21 protein-coding genes are annotated in these 19,237 nt (G+C 45.7%); 7 read left to right on the top strand and 14 right to left on the bottom strand.

Annotation, left to right across the window (positions count from 1 at the left end):
- Positions 1-86: 86 nt before the first annotated feature.
- The 3 genes from HRQ63_RS14285 (at position 87) to HRQ63_RS14275 (ending at position 2,779) form a co-directional block, all read left to right on the top strand.
- Positions 87-1,091 (top strand): ABC transporter substrate-binding protein, encoded by a 1,005-nt coding sequence (locus tag HRQ63_RS14285; protein WP_172244842.1) that lies wholly within the window; start codon positions 87-89, stop codon positions 1,089-1,091.
- A 215-nt stretch (positions 1,092-1,306) separates the two neighbouring features.
- Complete coding sequence (locus tag HRQ63_RS14280; RefSeq protein ID WP_172244840.1) at positions 1,307-2,026, top strand: DUF554 domain-containing protein; 720 nt, start codon at positions 1,307-1,309, stop codon at positions 2,024-2,026.
- Positions 2,027-2,053: 27 nt separating this feature from the next.
- Complete coding sequence (locus tag HRQ63_RS14275) at positions 2,054-2,779, top strand: metallophosphoesterase family protein (protein ID WP_172244838.1); 726 nt, start codon at positions 2,054-2,056, stop codon at positions 2,777-2,779.
- Between the two features lie 82 nt (positions 2,780-2,861).
- Here the strand turns inward: HRQ63_RS14275 and HRQ63_RS14270 are convergent, their stop codons facing one another.
- Positions 2,862-3,854, bottom strand: coding sequence for a S41 family peptidase (locus HRQ63_RS14270; protein ID WP_172244836.1), 993 nt, complete (start codon positions 3,852-3,854; stop codon positions 2,862-2,864).
- Entirely contained in the window at positions 3,809-4,219 is a 411-nt protein-coding gene (locus HRQ63_RS14265) for a hypothetical protein (RefSeq protein ID WP_172244834.1), read from the bottom strand. Before HRQ63_RS14265 ends, HRQ63_RS14270 begins: the two co-directional genes overlap by 46 nt.
- A 203-nt stretch (positions 4,220-4,422) precedes the next feature.
- Here HRQ63_RS14265 and HRQ63_RS14260 point away from each other — a divergent pair, with 203 nt between their 5' ends.
- Positions 4,423-4,734, top strand: a complete 312-nt coding sequence (locus tag HRQ63_RS14260) for an RNA polymerase sigma factor (protein ID WP_172244832.1) — start codon at positions 4,423-4,425, stop codon at positions 4,732-4,734.
- 267 nt (positions 4,735-5,001) lie between these two features.
- On the opposite strand, the gene HRQ63_RS14250 is transcribed toward HRQ63_RS14260, so the two are convergent.
- The 10 genes from HRQ63_RS14250 to HRQ63_RS14205 all read right to left on the bottom strand — a co-directional run bounded on the left by HRQ63_RS14250 (position 5,002) and on the right by HRQ63_RS14205 (position 13,513).
- Positions 5,002-5,460: a hypothetical protein gene (locus HRQ63_RS14250; RefSeq protein WP_172244828.1), complete on the bottom strand. Its 459-nt coding sequence runs from the start codon at positions 5,458-5,460 to the stop codon at positions 5,002-5,004.
- A 192-nt stretch (positions 5,461-5,652) separates the two neighbouring features.
- A complete protein-coding gene (locus HRQ63_RS14245) occupies positions 5,653-6,063 on the bottom strand; it encodes a phosphatidylglycerol lysyltransferase domain-containing protein (RefSeq protein ID WP_172244826.1) in 411 nt (136 codons plus the stop codon).
- The gene (locus HRQ63_RS14240) at positions 6,053-6,526 is read right to left on the bottom strand and encodes a phosphatidylglycerol lysyltransferase domain-containing protein (protein WP_172244824.1); all 474 of its coding nucleotides are present in this window, start codon (positions 6,524-6,526) and stop codon (positions 6,053-6,055) included. Before HRQ63_RS14240 ends, HRQ63_RS14245 begins: the two co-directional genes overlap by 11 nt.
- A 13-nt stretch (positions 6,527-6,539) precedes the next feature.
- Complete coding sequence (locus HRQ63_RS14235) at positions 6,540-7,250, bottom strand: alpha/beta hydrolase (RefSeq protein ID WP_172244822.1); 711 nt, start codon at positions 7,248-7,250, stop codon at positions 6,540-6,542.
- 146 nt (positions 7,251-7,396) lie between these two features.
- The gene (locus HRQ63_RS14230; RefSeq protein ID WP_172244820.1) at positions 7,397-8,890 is read right to left on the bottom strand and encodes an MDR family MFS transporter; all 1,494 of its coding nucleotides are present in this window, start codon (positions 8,888-8,890) and stop codon (positions 7,397-7,399) included.
- A gap of 105 nt (positions 8,891-8,995) precedes the next feature.
- Positions 8,996-9,643, bottom strand: coding sequence for a TetR/AcrR family transcriptional regulator (locus tag HRQ63_RS14225; protein ID WP_172244818.1), 648 nt, complete (start codon positions 9,641-9,643; stop codon positions 8,996-8,998).
- 93 nt (positions 9,644-9,736) lie between these two features.
- The gene (locus HRQ63_RS14220; RefSeq protein ID WP_172244816.1) at positions 9,737-10,675 is read right to left on the bottom strand and encodes an SDR family NAD(P)-dependent oxidoreductase; all 939 of its coding nucleotides are present in this window, start codon (positions 10,673-10,675) and stop codon (positions 9,737-9,739) included.
- 37 nt (positions 10,676-10,712) lie between these two features.
- Positions 10,713-11,339 (bottom strand): NAD(P)-dependent oxidoreductase, encoded by a 627-nt coding sequence (locus HRQ63_RS14215; protein WP_172244814.1) that lies wholly within the window; start codon positions 11,337-11,339, stop codon positions 10,713-10,715.
- A 162-nt stretch (positions 11,340-11,501) separates the two neighbouring features.
- Positions 11,502-12,119: a hypothetical protein gene (locus tag HRQ63_RS14210; RefSeq protein ID WP_172244812.1), complete on the bottom strand. Its 618-nt coding sequence runs from the start codon at positions 12,117-12,119 to the stop codon at positions 11,502-11,504.
- Between the two features lie 425 nt (positions 12,120-12,544).
- Positions 12,545-13,513: an aldo/keto reductase gene (locus HRQ63_RS14205; RefSeq protein ID WP_172244810.1), complete on the bottom strand. Its 969-nt coding sequence runs from the start codon at positions 13,511-13,513 to the stop codon at positions 12,545-12,547.
- A gap of 256 nt (positions 13,514-13,769) precedes the next feature.
- Between HRQ63_RS14205 and HRQ63_RS14200 the strand changes: the two genes are divergently transcribed.
- Entirely contained in the window at positions 13,770-15,527 is a 1,758-nt protein-coding gene (locus HRQ63_RS14200) for a methyl-accepting chemotaxis protein (RefSeq protein ID WP_172244808.1), read from the top strand.
- Between the two features lie 193 nt (positions 15,528-15,720).
- On the opposite strand, the gene HRQ63_RS14195 is transcribed toward HRQ63_RS14200, so the two are convergent.
- Positions 15,721-15,987, bottom strand: a complete 267-nt coding sequence (locus tag HRQ63_RS14195) for a hypothetical protein (RefSeq protein WP_172244806.1) — start codon at positions 15,985-15,987, stop codon at positions 15,721-15,723.
- A 39-nt stretch (positions 15,988-16,026) separates the two neighbouring features.
- Positions 16,027-17,337: a VWA domain-containing protein gene (locus HRQ63_RS14190; RefSeq protein ID WP_172244804.1), complete on the bottom strand. Its 1,311-nt coding sequence runs from the start codon at positions 17,335-17,337 to the stop codon at positions 16,027-16,029.
- 271 nt (positions 17,338-17,608) lie between these two features.
- Here HRQ63_RS14190 and HRQ63_RS14185 point away from each other — a divergent pair, with 271 nt between their 5' ends.
- Positions 17,609-18,361, top strand: coding sequence for a ZIP family metal transporter (locus HRQ63_RS14185; protein WP_172244802.1), 753 nt, complete (start codon positions 17,609-17,611; stop codon positions 18,359-18,361).
- A 367-nt stretch (positions 18,362-18,728) separates the two neighbouring features.
- Positions 18,729-19,235: an ArsR/SmtB family transcription factor gene (locus HRQ63_RS14180; RefSeq protein WP_172244800.1), complete on the top strand. Its 507-nt coding sequence runs from the start codon at positions 18,729-18,731 to the stop codon at positions 19,233-19,235.
- Positions 19,236-19,237 lie beyond the last annotated feature (2 nt).

Here is a 19,237-nt window from a genome sequence, read left to right as displayed (position 1 = left end):
CTCCTCGATGTTTTCGACATTATTTGACGTCTTTTTCTTTTTTGTATATGATAACGATTATCATTTGAGGCTAAAGGGGATTTTATATGTTGGTTCGTCCAAAAAAAACGGTTCGCGCCTGCCTGCTTGCGATTTTGCTGCCGGCTCTGTTGTCGGTCGCGGGCTGCGGCGCTGCCGATAACCTTTCTTCCGACAGCAACGATACGCCCGGCGCAACCGCGGCAGACACTGACGGAGCGCAGCCTGCCGTGCGGAACGTCAACCATCTGAAAGGCGAGAGCGCGATTCCGGCTTCTCCGCAACGCATCGCCTCGCTCGATTACCGGTTGACGGATTTCCTGCTGGCGCTCGGACTCAAACCTTACGCGTCCGGCACATATCCCGGCGGCGGGATGCCTCCTTACCTTGAGCCGTCGCTGCTGGAAGGCGTTCAGCCGCTCGGAGACGAGGTGAATCCGGAAGCTGTGCTGAATGCCGCGCCCGACGTCATTTTGGGGCGCAAGGCGCAAGCCGATCTGTACGATCAGTTGAAGGCGATCGCACCGACCGTCATCGCCGATTCCCCGTCCGAGGATTGGAAAGAAGAGCTTCGTTCGTACGGCGCCATGTTCGGACGCGAAGCGCAGGCGGAAGAATGGCTGAGCCGTTACGAACGTGAAGCCGAAGCGGCAAAAGCCAATATCGCGAAAGTCGTTCCCGCGGGTTCGACGTTCCTTTACTTGCGTATCCTGCCTAAGGAAGTTCGCGTTCACGGACCGAAGCAGGCACTGTCCGACGTCCTGTACGGCGATCTCGGCCTAACGCCCGCCCGAGGCGTCGAAGCGTTGGACGACGTCGTTCCGATCTCGCTCGAGGTATTGCCGGATTACGACGCGGATTACATTTTCGTCGAAGTCGGCGCTCCGAATGCGGACGGCGATCAGGACGCGGACGATAACCGCAGCCGAATCGAGCAGACGTCGGTCTGGAAAAACTTGAAGGCCGTCAAAGCCGGACATGTGTACGAGATGCCTCAATGGGTGATCAGCGAAGCCCCTCATATTAAGGAAGAATCGCTGAAATCGGTAGAAAAGGCGCTTACGCAACCTTAACGAATATTCGATTCGGCGTAAAAACCGCATACACCGCAAAAAAGGCGGCAAAAAGCACGGGAGCGGACGGTATCCGCTCCTCTTTGATTTGCGCGCGGACATGCCTTCGGCCTGTTTTCCGATTCCGCCTTGTTGTCTTCGGATTCTCCGCTTAAAATAGAAAGAATACCGGGTTGTTCGACGATCCTTATTTGATATAAAGGTGGAGATCGAAAATGCCCGTCGGGCCTCTTATTAACGCTCTTGCCGTCCTGTTGGGCGGCATGCTCGGCGCGCTGCTGGGCAATCGGATTCCCGAGCGCCTGCGCGTCAACCTGCCGTTGACTTTCGGCGCGGCTTCGATGGGAATGGGCGTCGTCATGATCGCCAAAGTCCATGCGCTTCCGCCTGTCGTGCTTGCCTTGCTGCTTGGCAGCGTCGTCGGGGAACTTATTCGTTTGGAAAAGGGCATCGAATGGTTGGCCGGAAAAGTGCGCGGACCCGTCGATCGTCTTTTTTCCGTAAAATCGGCAGGGCCGGATTCCGATGTCTTTATGCAGCAGTTTGTCGGGATCGTCGTTTTGTTCTGCGCAAGCGGTACGGGTGTCTTCGGCGCACTTAACGAAGGCATGACCGGCGATTACACCGTGCTGCTGTCCAAGTCATTTCTCGATTTCTGCACGGCGCTGATTTTTGCTACGTCGCTTGGGTTTATCGTACCGACTGTCGCCCTGCCTCAAGCAGTCATTCTGCTAGGACTATTTTTCACTGCCGGATTGATTCTGCCGCTCACCACACCTGAAATGATCGCGGACTTTTCGGCCGCAGGCGGAATCATTATGCTGGTTACGGGTCTTCGCATCTGCGGGATCAAAGCTTTTCCGGTGGCTAATATGCTTCCGGCGCTTATCTTCGTTATGCCCCTATCCCAGTTATGGACAGCCCTATTGGGCTAATCCTTCCCCGAAAGAGAGGCCTCTCCCATGCCCAAACGAACATTGGCGATCAGCGATATTCACGGTGAATTGGATTTACTCGATCGTCTGCTGAAGCAAAGCGCATACGATCCCGCGATCGACCAGCTTGTGCTGCTTGGCGATTATATCGACCGCGGTCCCAAGTCCATGCAAACGCTGGATCGCGTGATAGAACTGCATGCCGCAGGCGCGATCGCGCTCAAAGGCAATCATGAAGACCTGATGCTCCGCGCGATCGACGGCGGTGGCGAGGACGATTGGAAACGCTGGATCGTCCGCAACGGCGGTTATGTCACGCTGCAAAGCTACGGCTTCACCGAACGGCAGCTTCGAATCGAGACAGGCGAAGCTTTTCGGCAGCCGGAGCTGGATTCCGATACGCTGAAGCGTCATCTGAACTTCGTTCGCAGTCTGCCTTCTTACTACGAGACCGATGACTTTATATGCGTTCATGCGGGAATCCCGCCGGGCAAGACCGCTGCCGAAGCGGACCCGTCCGATCTGATCTGGATTCGGGAAGAGTTTCATAAAGGCTACAACGGCGTGAAAAAGGTCATCTTCGGCCATACGCCAACCCGCAGTCTGCATGGCGATCCGGACAATAATGATCCTTATTACGGGCGTAACCGCATTATCGGTATTGACGGCGGTGCCGTGTTTGAAGGCCAGCTCAATGCGCTTGCGATTGAGAGCGGGGAGACCTTTTATGTGAAGCCGATTGAAAAGAATTGAACACGAAATTGCATCGGTATGCCAAAAACATCGCAGCCTCAAGGCGACGCGGTGTTTTTGGCATGGAAAATGAACGTTTATATCATGAATGCAATTTCTCCTCCTCCAGTACAGCCAACACGCAAGGATCGCCATTCTCCGTAAAACGTTGGCTGTAATCCACTTCGATCTCCGGCAATGTCCGCACTTCAAAGTTGGACGCTCCCGTTGCATCAATGCCCATCATCAGCTCCATTCGAAACACATATCCGCTGTTGGGCAGCGCCACATAAGCTCCTTCCCACCCAACCCCATCTCCTCCGGTGCGTTCGCCAACCAGGGTAGCCCAGCCGCTTTCCTTCGCAAAATTGGCCCAGGCTTCTGCTGATGAAAACACACCTGCATCCACCAACAAATAAATCCGCCCGTCAAAATCAATCGGCTGATACGGCATAATTTGCATTTGGTCTTTGGCATAACGGTCAAAATCGGTGAAGGTTTCAGGAGGGAGATTCGGTAGATTTTCACCTTTCAACGTCTCGATCGGTATGAGCTGCGTATAGTCGATGCCCATTTTGGTTTCGATAAAAGGCTTTGCGAACGCCCCGCCCTGAAACAACTGATACGTCGTCCATGAGCGAGGTTGATCCGTAAGGCGCTGCACGATTTGGAACCAATAGTCGCTGTCACCGCCTCCGTTTCCACGGATATCAAAAATAAGAGCATCCGCATCCTTCTGCTCCTCAAGAAACGGGATAATTTGCTGGAGATCCGACTCTTTCCGTTCGTTTTGCAAACCTGGGATTTTGAGATAGGCTACACGTCCATCCTCCAACGTCTCCAGCTTCAGTGGACTTCTCGCTCGAAGCTGTCTGCCCAGCAGTTCCGCAGCCCTACGATACTTCTCCGAAGTTTCTGCATCCGCTGGTTCTTCAGACTTTTTCATTTCCGCTTCAGACGCTGTCGGCACTCCCTGATAACGCTGCACAGTCTGCGGCTGACTCAGTTGCTCCACCCAAGGCCCGTGAGTCCCGTATTCCTCCTGAAACTTTAGAAACAATCCCAACATCGACGCATATTCTTCTTTTTGTACCATCGCGGTATGTCCATTCCCCAAGTCCCCAGCAGCTTTTGTAACATCTCCAAAAATGCCTGATCATCCTCCGAAGTAGCCGCTCGTTGCTCATAATAATCCTGCATCGAAAGCCAATCTAACCCCGTCATTCGCTCACTCACCTTGATATAGGGATAATTCTCCTTCATCAAGTGATACAAATACTCAACATCCGCAACCTTCTGCTCCGCCGTTAGCGAACTTCTCTCTACGCCTGCAACTTCTCCATGTTCTTCCACAATCCCAACCTGCTCCGCCGCACCAACCTCTTCATGCCCTGTCCCTCCATCACAAGCTCCCACAGACAAAAGCTGAACAATCGCTAATCCAATCCCCCATCTTTTCACTTCTCGCTTCAACCCTTCCATAGCTAATCGTAAAATTCATGCTTCCGCCTTTTTTCTAATAACTTAAAACCCATAATATAGAAGATAAAAAAGTGAAGCCGTTACCTTCCTCACACCATGCAACAGACATTAGAAATTCAGATGTCACACTTGCACGAGTTCGGATCGTTACATAGATAAGGACACAGAAAGGAGAGGATAACTTGAAGTCGACACAGATCGAAACCGATTCCGATCAGCAAGCCCAGATCGAGACGGTCATTGCCCAGGTGTTGGCCGGACGACGCGAATGTTATGAGACGATCGTCCAGACCTATGAAAAACAAATTTATGTATACTGCCGCTTACTGCTCCGTGATCAGACCGAAGCTGAAGATGCTGCCCAAGAAGTGTTCATTAAGGCGTACAAGGGACTTGGAAGCTATGAAAAAAGAGCCTCGTTCTCTTCGTGGCTGCACCGAATCAAAGCCAGGCAAGCAACGGATTCGAGTATACAGTCCGCAGCCTTGAAATAACTCCGGTTACGAGCCGTCTTAGCGTAGATAGCACAGGACTTGCACCAACAGAAGAAGCAAACAAAATCACAAAAATGTATTATGAATTGGTCAACCAGCAAGGCGAACGAGTCAAAGAATATTATCCGGAACTCGAAATGACCTTAGAGCTGTCGAATTCCTAATGAATCCCCATCTGCTTCCCTAAAAGACCACTGAGCTGCTCAAAAAGCCTCTTCGCCAGCATTTGGCGAAGAGGCTTTTATCATGACTCGCTATAGCTGCCGATTAGAACTCCCGTGGCTGCCCCGGTTGCACATCAGGCGGGTTAACTGGCTGGATTTCCGGTGGACTGATCGGCTTCACATCCGGTGGATCAATCGGTTGAATCTCAGGCGGCGAGCCCGGTTGGACGCCTGGCGGCTCCTTCGGATCAATCTCGGGGCAATTCGGACGCACACCCGGCATGTCATCAGGGTCAAACTCCGGCGGTGATCCAGGCTGCACACCCGGAGGATCGGCCGGAACGATCTCTGGCTCCTGCCTTGGCTCTACACTTGGTGGTTCTTTCGGGGTGATCTCGGGCGGCTGTTTCGGCTCGACTCCCGGCGGTCCTTGTGGTATGATATCGGGATCGACGTTTGGCTGCGTACCGGGTGGTTCTTCCGGTCTCGGTGCTTCAGCTTTTGGGGCGTCGGATACGCGAACGATATACAGATCTTTTTGGTCTCCAATATCTTGTCTCATCCTCAGTCGCCTCCTGTTTATCGAGATAGCTTTCGCGAAAGTATCGAAAAAAAGGATACATGCTTCATTACCCTTCTTACTCATATTCATAGTCTTTTGTCGAGATTTATTTGGTTCGTGAATAGAATGTGACAAGAAAGGTTCAAGAGTTAGAAATAAATTAATAATTTTTATTATGTTATTTTAATATTTTTAGTTGTTTCTAATTTCATAAAAACCAAGTGAGTACTTTATAAAAAACAATTTATACTTGGCATACAGAGTAAGATCAGTTGCTCCTCTTTTCGTATGAGCAATAGATATCGCTAACTCCATCAAAGATATATCGCTATCGTAAATTAAATATCTCGGTGTCCATGCAGTCGGATCAAATTTTTTCTTGAATCTATATAAATTTTTGAAGTTATATCCAAAACTCATATTATGAAAAACAGCATTCATTAACTTCTCCGCTTTACTAAGATCCTTTTCAGTAACCTCAATACCAGCCAAGGGTGCGATTCCCAAACTCAATTTATTCACATTGTCTTCTTTTAGTTTCATTGCTGCCGATATAATAGCATGTTCCATAACGCCTGTCATAGCATTCAGTTTACGATGCATGATCTCGCTCGACTTGGGGACAATACTCTTTTAACCAAACACCTCTCTTGTCAACTTTTGATACGTTGCGACGCAATGAAGATTTTGAGGCTCCATCCAATGTATACTCTGAAAGATTCAGTATTGCCTCTTCCCCATATTTAAGTACAGAAAATTTATGCTTTTTCAGAATTTTGATCATATGAATGCTAACCGAATTAAAGACAGGTTTCCAGCCCATTCTTTCACAGAAATTGAGATACTCGATTGTGAAATTTTCTAAATCTTCAGATTTACAAACGGGATCTCCGATACTCATCACTTTTTTGCCTGCGAGTTCATAAGAGATCATGCCGCGCACTCGTTCGCCAAAGAAAAATGTACTTTCTTTTTTAAAAGATAAGTAGTGTTGCGAGTCTAAGCTATATTGCTTGAGTACCGAGTAAGCAAGATCCATTTTTTCTGTGCTTTGTAGAATACTCATTATTTAATCTCCTTTATAAGTCTTTATTTATTTGGTTATCAAAAAAATCTAAAATCAGACGTACGGACTCTTCCTGTTGTTGTTTCCAAGATGATCTTGTTTCTCCATCTCGGCTTAAAGAATCATATGCGCCGAAGCCTTTATGATTACCGTCTATTTCAATACTGAGCGAGTTTTCGGGCAAATAATCTAAATGTTCTTCCATCCTTTTCGAATTCATAATCTTATCGTTGTTAGCTGTTATACGAATAGCGGACACATCAATCTTAGACAAATCCGTAATCATGTATGATGCTAAAAATGCGATCCCCTGTAGCTTGTCGGGCTGTTGTGCAGCAATACGACTAATAGGTAATCCGCCTAATGAATGTCCTATCAAAAACCATTTTTTTATTTGAGGATTTTCTTCTATAATCTCTAATCCACGATTTGTACCTGTCGCGCTCATGTGGAACAAAACTTTCGGTATAACCACAGTATGACCTTCTTCATATAACAATTTAGCTATATAGGAATAAGCTTTCTCATCTACTTTTGCACCTGAAAAGATAATAAAACCCACTTCAGTACTTCCCTTGAAATAATAGTCATTTTCAATTTTTTGCATACTTTCAGCAATTTGTGAAGCTTCCGGAAACGCTCTGTTGTAATAGAACAAAACACATAAAATAACTATTGCAAACACTGATAAAATATACAAAAGCATTTTTTTACCTCTTTTCATCGTTCATCTCACTTTCCAGAAACTTTTAAACAAAAAGCATCTCAGTACACAAAATTCTATCTCTGAGATGCTTACTTGTTTATAGTTTTTTATCATATTTTTTGTAGTGACGGATTGTAAAATGAAGCTTGTGTTTGTCGCTGATTTTAATGTCCTATCATCATGTTAGCCTCATCCGAACCGGAGTTATGATCTTCAACGTCTCCGGGTTGTAGCTTGGGCTTGCGAAGGATAAGACCCAATAGAGCGCCTACGCAAGCAATCCCGGCTGTAAGCAAGAATGTATCGCCATATGCCGCTACAGCGGCACCGATTTGATCGGCACCTCCAGATTCTGTCATGTGTCCCGTTAAGCGTGAAGTCAAATATCCAGTCAAACCTGCTACAGCAAAAGATACCATGACTTGCTGAGCGGCCGTTGTCAATGGAGTCACCCGACTGACAAGTTTTTTAGGAGCAGATTGAAGCACATGCGTATTGACAGACATCATCGAAAGTCCCATTCCCGCTCCGACCATTACCAAGCTTAAAATGATATATACCAGCTGGGTATCTGGCGTAATACGCGAAAGAAGAGTAAGTGCAGCAGTAATCAACCCAAGCCCTGTTACCGCCAATGGTCTGGCGCCTACGCGATCATATAACCTGCCGCCGATCGGCATCATTACAGCGGTAGCAAGCGCCTGCGGCAGCATAACCAAACCGGTCGTAAGAGGACTATAACCTTTTACACTTTGATAAAACAAAGGAATAAGAACCATGACGCCGAACAAAGCGATTTGTGAGATCCAGGCAATCAAAATGCCTCGCGTAAAATCGGAGGAACGAAATACCCTAAGTTCCAACAGCGGTTCTTTTTGTCTAAGCTCAACAATGATAAACAAAATCAGTGCAATGCCGCCGACAGTCAATCCTGTAATCGTTCGGGTCGAGCTCCAGTCGTGCGCGCCTTCCCCGACACCATAAGCCAACATAGCAAAAGCAATAGGTGCGAGAATCATGCCGAGATAATCGAGCGAAGGTACAGCTTTACGCTCAAAGTTCGGCAAATGACGGATTCCTACCAGAATTGCAATAATTCCGATCGGGAGGTTGATCAAGAAAATCCAATGCCAGCTTGCATATTCAACGAGCCACCCCGATAATACCGGACCGATAGCAGGAGCTAAAAGCATAGGTACGCCGAGCATCCCCATCACAGCTCCTCTATTCCCTTCAGGAGCAAGCTTGAAGATTGTAGCAAATCCGATCGGAGCAACCATCCCTCCGCCTATACCTTGAATAACGCGGAAAATAACTAATTGTTCTGGAGAAGCCGCAAAAGAACAAAGAGCCGAGCCAATCGTAAACAATCCGATACAAATTAAAAAGACGCGTTTCGCTCCAAAACGATCAGTCATCCAACCTGCCAAAGGGATCACGGCCGACAAAGCAAGCGTATAACCGGTAATCGTCCACTGCATCGTCGATAAATCGGTATCGAAGTAGCTAACCAAACCTGGTAAAGCTACATTGACTGCGGTGGTATCAAGAATGACCATAATCATTCCCAAAATAACGGCCATCAAAGGGCCCAATAAAGATTTAATTGATACATTTTCTGTGGGTTTTACAGGTACCGCCGAATTTGTGTTACTCATTTTCCGCCCTCTTTTCAACTAACCAGTTAGTTATTTTATTGTAGAAGCGAGCTTTCGCTTCGCCTTTCAAACTTATCTCTGCTATTTCAATAAGAAGAATCAATACTACTTGGGTTCATCAGGTATAAGCATTTCTTTGATAGAACGTATATAAGAATTTTGATAATCGTTTATAAAAGACTGTCTAAAGGTTTTCTGATCCATGTCCGAATACTCAGTCCATTGTCCTCCCACTGTAAAATACATAAGAATCGGAGCAAATCCGAAATAAAAAATATTTGTTTTCAAACGAGTTACTTCTTCCGGGCTCATACCTGCTTTTTCGGTGAGCGAATTCAAATGGGGAACAGCATAATCGATAATTTGGAAAAGATCTGTTGTAAAATCATTATTTTTTAAAGCTTCAATCGTAATGATTCGTAAAAAAGAACTTCGCTTGGCAAACATCTCCATCATATGATCGCTTATTTTCTCTGACGGAATGGGGACTCCTTCAGAAAAAGAATCAATCAAGCTTTTTTTCTCTTCAGCCATTTCATTGAAATGTTTGTCAATTAGAGCGCGAAGCAATTGCTCTTTACTTTGAAAATAGTAATAAATCATTGCTTTATTAATTTGTGCAATTTTAGCGATCTCGTCTACTCTTGCACCATCGAATCCTTTTTCGGCAAAAACAACTTCGGCAGCAACAAGAATTTTTTGTTGACTAGCTTTCGCATCCCGTTCTTGAATGTCTTTCGCTTTTTTAGGCAAAACCTTTCCTCCTTGACATCGTACGATTGGTTGACCAACTATATAGTTAACAATGTAATCGTATTAAATACGTATTGTCAACAACGCTAAGTCCTAACTAATCGATAAAGGCGTTTCGCTTTGTTTTAAACCTACAAGCTCTGCACTTTGTGTCCATAAATCTCTTGCCGCGATTTTATTGTAGGAAGGTTCGGAAGATTTAACCGATTTTCCACGATCATTATAGGTTCCGTTTGCTTTTTCATATCTTGGATCCGTAATTAAAGAAGCCAAAATCTTACCGGATTTTTCGGCATTGCTTCCTTTTCCTAATAACGCTGCAAAAACACTCGCAAGACGCGGAATGAAGATTCGTGCAATTGGACCTAATGCACCTGACAAACTTGTATCTGGCATAAAGCCCGGGTTAAATGCATTAACGGTAACGTTCATATTCGTTTCGGAGGTAATCCGACTGGACATTTCGTATGCACACAAAATATTGCATAATTTAGATGTCGGATATCTGAGCTGAGATTGAGTTTTGTCTTTTTCATCCGGGTAAGCAAGCGCCCTAGCGTCTTTAAATACAGGTGTAGAGAATGGCATAATTTTAGCCGGATCATGCATATCACTTGCTACGAAGACGATACGCCCTTTATTGGACATCTCGCTCAGCATCAAGTTAGCTAACAAATAATGACCTAAGTGATTGACGCCGAACGTTTCTTCGAAACCATCTTGCGTATAAGCAAAACCCGAAGGATGAATACCTGCGTTACCTACCAAAGCATATAGAGGTCCGTAATTACCGTCTTGAAACGCGTCATGGAAACGTCGGATTGATGATGCTGAAGCTAAATCAAGCTCGAGTGCATGAATATCCACATTTCCCGTTTCGTTTCGCAATTTATTTTGAGCACTGATCGCCTTTTCCTCATTGCGACAAGCTAAAATCACTTTATACTCTTCTTTATTCATTGCAATGTACTTAGCGCATTGATAGCCTAAGCCTGCATTGCCTCCTGTAATTATGACTGTTTTTTTTGTCATTCATCTTCCTCCTTGATTATCGCGTATGTGATTTGATTCAATTGGTAATCACAGCATTTCGAAAACTCCATTCGTCGTTTTGAACTGCTTTATACATGAATTCGGCAACGTCTGCACGATCGATTCGAGGAGCTCCCTTCATCTTGATTCGATCGTGTACCCGATATTTTCCTTTTGGAGAACCATTCATTAAGGCCGTAGGATAAACGATAGTCCATTTTAAATGACTTTCGCGGATCGTTTTTTCAGAAGCTTTTTTATTGGCATAAATATCTTTTAAAAGCGTCCTGTACATAAACTTTTGAATCATAGTAGCATCCTGGAAAGTTTCTCCCACTCCAAAAGAAGAAAGCCATACTAAACGACTTATTTTAGCTATCTTAGCCGCTTGAACAATAGCTTTTGCTGATTGAGAGAATAGATTATTTGCTTGAGTAGATTTTCCTCGTCCTAGCGTAGAAATAACCGCTTCTTGACTCGTCATTGCCTTTACCAAATCTTCTTGCGAAGTCGCATCTCCGGCAATTTTAAAAAAGTCGCCTTTCACATCTTTTAGCGATTCTGGATGACGGCAGAAAACAGTTACCGTATCTCCCTCTTGTAGAGCTTTTTCTAAAACATGCCGTCCTGTAGGACCTGATGCACCAATAATTAATAGTTTCATTTTCTTTTCCCCCTTCCATTAAAAAGTGTTCAAATTACTATTTACCTAAGCAATTTTATTCAAAAAAAAAACAATTAACTAACCATATAGTTAATATATGCGAAAAGGATTATTTCTGTCAACAACTTAAATTTGAATTGTATTTCTTGGTGTCTTCAATGGTTAAACAACAACAAATAAAACAGCAGTAAACAAAAGCAAACAAGCGGTCGCAATTCCCATTCCTTTAGACCAGCGAGGGTTGGTATAAGATTCGGTATTTTTTTTCGTCTCCATCTGTTTTCGCCACCCATATCGGGTCATACCTTTAGGTTTGTATACAGATAATATTGCTGCGCTGATTACGATCAACAAACCTCCAATCGGGTGAATAAGATGAATCGGCGACTGTAAAACGTTAAGATCTTCATTAGATAACATTCCTTTTTCTGCTATTGCTACTGCGTGGTTCAATTCGAATGTATAAGCAACTAACATAAATACCGCTAAAGCAGTAAAAACAAGCTTGAAAAAAATCCATAAATGACGGACTAATCCCCATTTCGTACCCAATGATAAAATAATCCCTGTAATCAAAGAGGCAAAAGCAACTGGAAGCACGATAACATTGGCCACTAAAGACATGATTTGAATAGTTGCTTTAATCGTATTCGCGTTTTGATTGGATAGCGCGTATGAAGCGATCGGTATGTAAGCTGCGGCAGAGCCTAGCCATCCCATTGTTGTGATAACGTGCAAAGTTAGTATCAATTTGCGCGTGGCAACAGACATTGTTTTCATTTAAAAACTCCTTTTTCATATATAGTTAGCGTTGTAACTAAGTTGATTTTTCTTTGTTGATACTAGGGCGTGTCTTCAAACCTCAATGGAAGCAGATTTGGCTGAATTTTCGTTCTCAGCAAGGAACTTTTTCGCAGTCGTACCGGGGCACGTCAAGAGAAAGTGACGCAGCTGAGGACGAAAAGGCGGAAAAAGGTGCACATTGCCAGGTTTGAAGACACGCCCTAGGGCATGTCTTCAAACCTACTGACGTGTATCTTTAGCTGCCTTTTCGCCCTCCGCCGGAATCGTACCTAATAAGCGTGTACGGTTCCGGCAACTCCGCGTCACTTTCCCTCGACGTGCCTGGCACGCCTTCGGAAAACTGCCTTGCCAAGAATTAAAATTTAGAAAAATCTGCTTCTCCCGATGTTTGCGCAAATACCCTAGCGAACGATTAATCCATTTTTAAATTTAAATACATGACCATCATCTCCGTTGGTGTCTGCCGGAAAAGCTTTATTGATTCGTTCAAGATCGATTTCGTTTAACTTTACATCCAGAGCTTTCATCGACTCCTCAAATTGCGATACCTTTCTGGCACCGATAAGCGGCATAATGTCTTCGCCCTGAGTCAACACCCAAGCCGTAAGAAGTTGCGGTACGGTGATTTGCTTTTCTTCGGCTATTTCATTTACCGTTTCAAGAAGCAAAAGGTTTTTGTCTAAATTCATACCGGGAAAAGCCGGACGTTTTTTCATTTCCTCTATGCGTTCTTTTGAAATTAAACCATGAGAAAGTATTCCGAATGCCACAACACCAATGCCAAGTTCTCTGGCTGTCGGGAGTAACTCTTTTTCGATGTTACGCTTAAACAGCGAATATTCTTGTTCAACCAGACTTATCGGGTGAACCGCATGCGCTCTGCGCAGTGTTTCGGCGTCAACTTCGGTAAGTCCAATGTGCCGGATGTAACCTTCTTTTACCATTTCGGCTATAGGGCCCAACGTTTCTTCGACGGGAATTTCAGGATCGAGTCTTCCGGGCTCGTACAAATCGATATAATCGACACCAAGACGTTTAAGCGAATAGGTTAGATAATTTTTTATAGCAAGGGGTCTGGAATCGATACCATAAGGTAAGCCATTCGGGCCAAGCAATCCTCCGAATTTAACGGAAATGAAAGCTTTATCGCGATCATAATCTTTAATAGCTCTGCCAATCAAACTTTCATTATGACCAATGCCGTAAAAATCGCCTGTATTAAGAAAATTAATGCCGCTATCCAGAGCCGCATGAATCGTCGAGATGCTTTCTTGCTCATCTGCCGGATGGTTAGACATCGACATTCTCATACATCCCAGTCCCATTCTTGAAACTTGAATGTCATTTTTTTGAGTTTTTAAATATTCCATAATTAGTCCTCCTAAATTTAATAAGATATATTTCGACGATTAATAACTAACCGTTTAGTTGGATTCTATTTGGTCTTGAACTTTTTGTCAACTATTCATTGGAGACCGTAATCCTGCGTTTACTTATTGTTCGAATTTTTGATTTTAATATGACAATCGTATCGGTTGACAATGATGATGTAATAAGATAAAAATATTATAACTGAACAGTTAGTTATATAATTTCATAATCGATATTTTAGGAGGAATTTAAGTTATGTTAAATCTTTTTTCAACAATCAAGATAAGATCGATACGAACAAAGCTGATGATTTTATGTTTAGCTATATTAATCGTACCTACAGTGGTTACGGGAACCACTTCATATATAGTTTCGAAAGACGAAATGAATAAGTCTGGAAAAGCCGCACTTGAAAATAACGTGAATATGGTTATTGGAATGATTAATTTACTCAATAATCAAGTCGAAACCGGACAATTAACGCTTGAGCAAGCACAAGAAAAACTTCGCAATGAACTGCTCGGCGAGAAAGATTCACAAAATAATCGAGTCATCAAAAAGGAATATACAGTTGGAGAAACGGGATATCCTTGGGCAATTAGTCAAGAAGCAATTTCCTTAATGAACCCTTCCAATGAGGGGCAAAACTTAATGGACATCGTAACAGAAGATGGCCTAAATCTAGGAAAAGAACTTGTAAAAGTCGGCTTAGACGGAGGAGGATTTGTATCTTACCAATGGTCTCTTTCTGATAGCGATGAAACAAAGACGAAGGTTGCCTATGTAAAAATAGATCCGAACTGGGGTTGGATTATTGGTTCTAGCGCTTATTTAAGCGAATTTGATATTGGCGCTACACAAGTTTTGTATTTCGTTATACTGGTCACTGCAATAGCAATCATTCTTGGGTCTATCATCGTAAGCATTGGATCAGCTCGCCTGACCAAACCTATTTTGATGATTGCAAAGCGACTCAAGTCTATTGCCAACGGAGATTGGAACGTAGAACAAGTTACTACGTATTCCGACGATGAAATAGGCGAACTTTGTAATGATTTCAATCATATGATCAGCAATATGCGATATCTTATAAGTCAAGTAGACCTTTCTACGCAGCAAGTGGCTTCTTCCTCTCGCGAATTGACCCTTGGGGTAAAGCATGCAACTGAATTTGCTGAAAATATAACCGTTTTAGTCCAAAAATCTTCAAGCGGTGCTCAAGATCAACAAACCATGCTTCAAAATGCAAGTCACTCACTTCAGGAAATCTCAATCGGTGTAAGACAAATAGCAGAAAACTCGTCTATAATTGCTGATTCCTCTGCTGATACGATGAGATTGGCAAACATGGGTAGCAAGGCTATAGATCAAACCGCACAACAAATGAATTTGATTAACAAATCAGTCAATCAAATGGATACAGTCATGAGAACCCTTGATCAAAACAGTCGAAATATCGATCTAATTGTGGACGCTATCACAGGCATTGCTCAACAAACCAATTTACTGGCATTAAACGCGTCGATCGAAGCTTCCCGTGCAGGTGAAGAAGGACGCGGGTTCTCTGTTGTTGCTGCTGAGGTGAGAAAACTTGCCGAACAATCGAACGGATCATCCGGACAGATTTCTAAATTGATCCAAGATATGAGAAAAGATATCAAACGCTCTTTTGAAACGCTGGAACAAGTTAAAGCAGATGTAGATTCGGGTATGAACATTGCTGCCGAGACAGAACAACAATTTCACAAAATCGTAATCTCCACGAATTTGATTGCTCAACAATCAGAAGAACTTGCTGGTGTCACCGAACAAATAAGTGCAAGTGTACAAGAAATAACTGCTGGCCAAGAGCAAGTTTTAAGTCTTGCGGTACAGGTTGCGGACAACTCTCAGCATGGCGTCGAATCTTCGGAGGAGCAGTTAGCCTCTATGGAGCAAATCAATTCACTAGCAACGACTTTATCGAATATGTCTCAAAATTTAGAACAGTTAATAATAAAATTCAAATATTAAAATAAAAAATAAACTGAGCTGATATAGTCAGTTTATTTTCTTCGCAATTATTCAGAAATTTAAGTGATGCAGACCGTACTCACTAAAAAAACCTTTAACTCAGAAGATAATAAAAAACGAAAAAAGCGAACGATTATCGGCAATTCGCTTTTTTCGATACTTGATTTGACGCTTTACTTTTAAAAGATTCCGTTCACCACTCGTGCCAAACTCCCGGTCCATCGACCTGAACAATCGACTTCTTCTGCGTGCGTCCATGATTGAAGCTCATCGTCCGTAATTCATAACCCGGCGAATCCAGCGGCAGCAGCTTTTTCCACTTGGCTACCGGATGAGTCGGCTTGCCGGGACGCGTCATATCGACCAGAACCAAGTCTTTATGCAGCATATTCAAGCATTGCCCGAGTGTCAGGGAAAGCGAATCCGATGAACTTGAAGAAGATTCCGGATGTCTATTCATGATGATTTCTCCTTATTCCGTTTTTTGATTTCCTCTTTCCTACTTCAAAATGCCCTTCGACCGCACTTCTTTCAACCAGCCCGGAAACTCGTTCAGCAACCGGTCATACAACTCCTCGTCGCTGACCCGATCCAGATCGTCCAACGCAAAGAAATCGGCATTGTCGACGAGCCGCCCTTTGAGATCGTCAAGCTGCTCCAGCACGCCGTAGTTCGCATTGCCCAGGCCGACGAACTGCCAAAAGATCGGCTTGTCCGCATGCTTGATCAGCAGCTTGGAGATCTTTTTAGTCTCATAAATCCCTCCGTCGCTGAAAAAGACAATGTAGGTCGGCGTGCGGTCATCCGGATCTTCCTGCGTATATTTCTTGATGATATCTTCCATGACGACAGGCTCGTTGTTGCCGAAGCCCAGCTTGCTCTTCATGCTTGGTCCTGCGTAAGTCTTTTTGACATAGTCCTCGTACTGATGCTCGTTTACGCTCGGCGCGCGCATCATCTTGGTCGCAAAGAACCACACGTCCAGAATCCCGTCATCGTCCATCCGGGCCGAGACGGCAAGAATACGCTCGAATGCGCTTTGAACCGTTCCTTTTTTATACAACTGGCTCATGGAACCGGAAGCGTCGAATACGACGGCAACTCTGGCTTTTTCATGCGCGATGTTTTTCTTCTCCAGCGAGATGCCGACTTTGCGCTTGAGCAGGTCGATCTTGCCAAGCGGCACGGAAGGTTCCGGCGCTTTCGGAGCAGGCGGCGTCGAAGGCTGAGGCGTTGGCGAGGAGGCGGAAGCCGCAGTAGGCGTCGGCGCCGCCGATTGCTCCGTCTCCTCCTCGATCTCGACGCCGTGCGCTTCGGCCAGCGGCTTAAGCCCGCCGTTAAAGCCACGTCCGATCGCGCGCAGCTTCAGTCCCGAAGAATGACGGTACAGCTCCATAAAGACAAGCGAACGCTCCTGCGTCGCTTCCTTGATCTCGTACAAAATCTCGCCGGAGCCTGTCTCCGCAACGATGCGGCATCCCTGGATATCGGCAAACGTCCCCGCTCCGTCCAAAGTAGCCGAGAATACGCACTTGGCGATGATCGACGGGTCCAGCTCATTCGTCCGAATCGTAAACGCGACGCCATTCGGCCCGGTTCGCTCATAGCGCACATGCCCGCCGGGACTTGCATCTTGATTGTAAAAAATAAAATAATCGTCGGAAGGAACTTTGCCGTTCTCCCCCACCATAAAGCAGCTCACGTCCAAATCGGCCGGCGCGCTATCCCATTTCACGTGCACGCGAAGTTCCGTTGTCTGTCCGATCGGCGCGTTGGCGCCTGTCGTTAATACCGTTTGAGGTGTTGTCATCTGATCGCCTCCCAAAAAATATTGCGGGTTGTTCAAGCCGACTTTTCGATAAGTGAAGCATTCCATATCCATCTACGCAGCATTATAGCATTCAGTACCGGCAATTGCGAAAAATGCCCGGAACGTCCATTCCCCTCTTTTTGCGACAAGTTTGCCTGCCGGGCGTATTCCGCGTTTGGTCTTGCTGCTTACCGGGTTAATGAACGTTCAGAAGCACTGCACTATGTCCATTTATACGTAACAGATAAGCAGCAGCGGAGGAGGAAATTTCATGTGGAGCGCATTAATGTGGGGCGGCATTTCGGCTTCGGCGGTTGTGCTCGGCGCGTTAGCCGCCTTATTTCTGAAAATCGGCAAACGAGCGATCGGCTGGATCATGGCGTTCGGCGTCGGCACGCTGATCGGGGCCGCCGCGTTCGAACTGCTGGGCGACGCGCTGGAAGACGGCGGACTGACCGCGACGGCAATCGGATTCACGGCAGGCGCGCTGGTATATACCGTGTTCGACCTGATCGTATCCAAACGCGGCGGCTCCAACCGCAAGCGTTCGGGCAAAGATCAATCCGGCTCCCAAGCGGCAGGCGAAGCGGATCAGAGCGGATTGGGCATTTTCGCAGGGACAGTGATGGACGCCATTCCGGAATCGATCATGCTCGGAGCAAGCCTGCTGGCGGGAAAAGGCATCAGCGTCGTGCTGGTCGTCTCGATCTTCGTCAGCAATATTCCGGAAGGTCTGTCGAGTACGGTCGGCTTGCAAAAAAACGGGTACTCTCGCGGTAAAATCTTTATTATGTGGGCGGCGGTACTGCTGGTATCGGCGTTGGCTTCGATGGGCGGCTACTTGTTCCTCGAACAATTGTCCCCGGAAATGAAAGCGGCGATCGGCGCTTTCGCGGGCGGCGGCATCATCGCCATGCTCTGCTCGACCATGATGCCGGAAGCGTTCGAAGAAGGCGGTCCGCTGGTCGGATTCATCGCTTCGATGGGACTGTTGACGGCGATTTTGCTGGACACGTTCTCCTGAAAAACCCGTGAGAGCCGCATTGTTTTTTCGTCCATGCCGATTGTGCCCGATCTCTCAAACGCATACCCAAACCGCTTAAAAAGCAACGTGCATCCTCCATTCAGCTCTTTTCCAGCTGTATGGAGGAGCTACGTTGCTTTTTTGCTCATGCAGCCGGCTTTTATGCTGGGGCGAAGCCGATTTACGTTGCTTTTCGTACAATGCAGCAGCTTCGCTCGGTTTAAAATACGGTTACGTTTAAGCTTGGCTTTTGAATGGTTTACAGACCCCTTCGCTGATGCTATAGTAAACTGCATGATCTGGATTCCAGATTGATCTATTTCCAGAATGATCAAAAATCCAGAATAAGTAGAACGGAGGATTTATCATGACGCCAGATCCATCCCAGGAACACCCCCTTGTTATTGACGAAAAACAAAACAAGCTGCTGCAAAACGCGCTGCGGATCAAGATCATGCATGCTTTGTCGCGCGAAGCGATGACGTCGAAGCAGGTGGCCGATCTTCTGCGCAAAACACCCGGCAACGTGCATTACCACATCCAGCGTTTGTACGAAGGCGGGCTGCTGGAGTTAAGCGATACGCGCAGCGTGGCCGGTATCGTGGAAAAATATTATACCGCGAAGGCTGCTCAGTTCCATTTTCCCGGACGAGCGGAAGGCGAAGATTGGCAGGCGGACGACGATGCGTGGACGGGCGGCAGCCCTTTTTCCGAATATCATGCCACGCGGTTAGATTTGTCGGAAGAAGAAGCCGCTCGTTTCTCGGATGAATTGAAGGCTTTGCTGGAAAAGTGGGAGCAGAATACCGTAGGCGGGCAGGAGTACGGTGTCAGTATTCGGCTTGGACGAATCGACGAGAAGAAGGAGAACTAACG

The organism is Saccharibacillus endophyticus (assembly GCF_013185185.1).
GTDB lineage: Bacteria > Bacillota > Bacilli > Paenibacillales > Paenibacillaceae > Saccharibacillus > Saccharibacillus endophyticus.
Note: the sequence above shows the minus strand (reverse complement) of the source record. Positions and strands in the feature narration are given on the sequence as shown.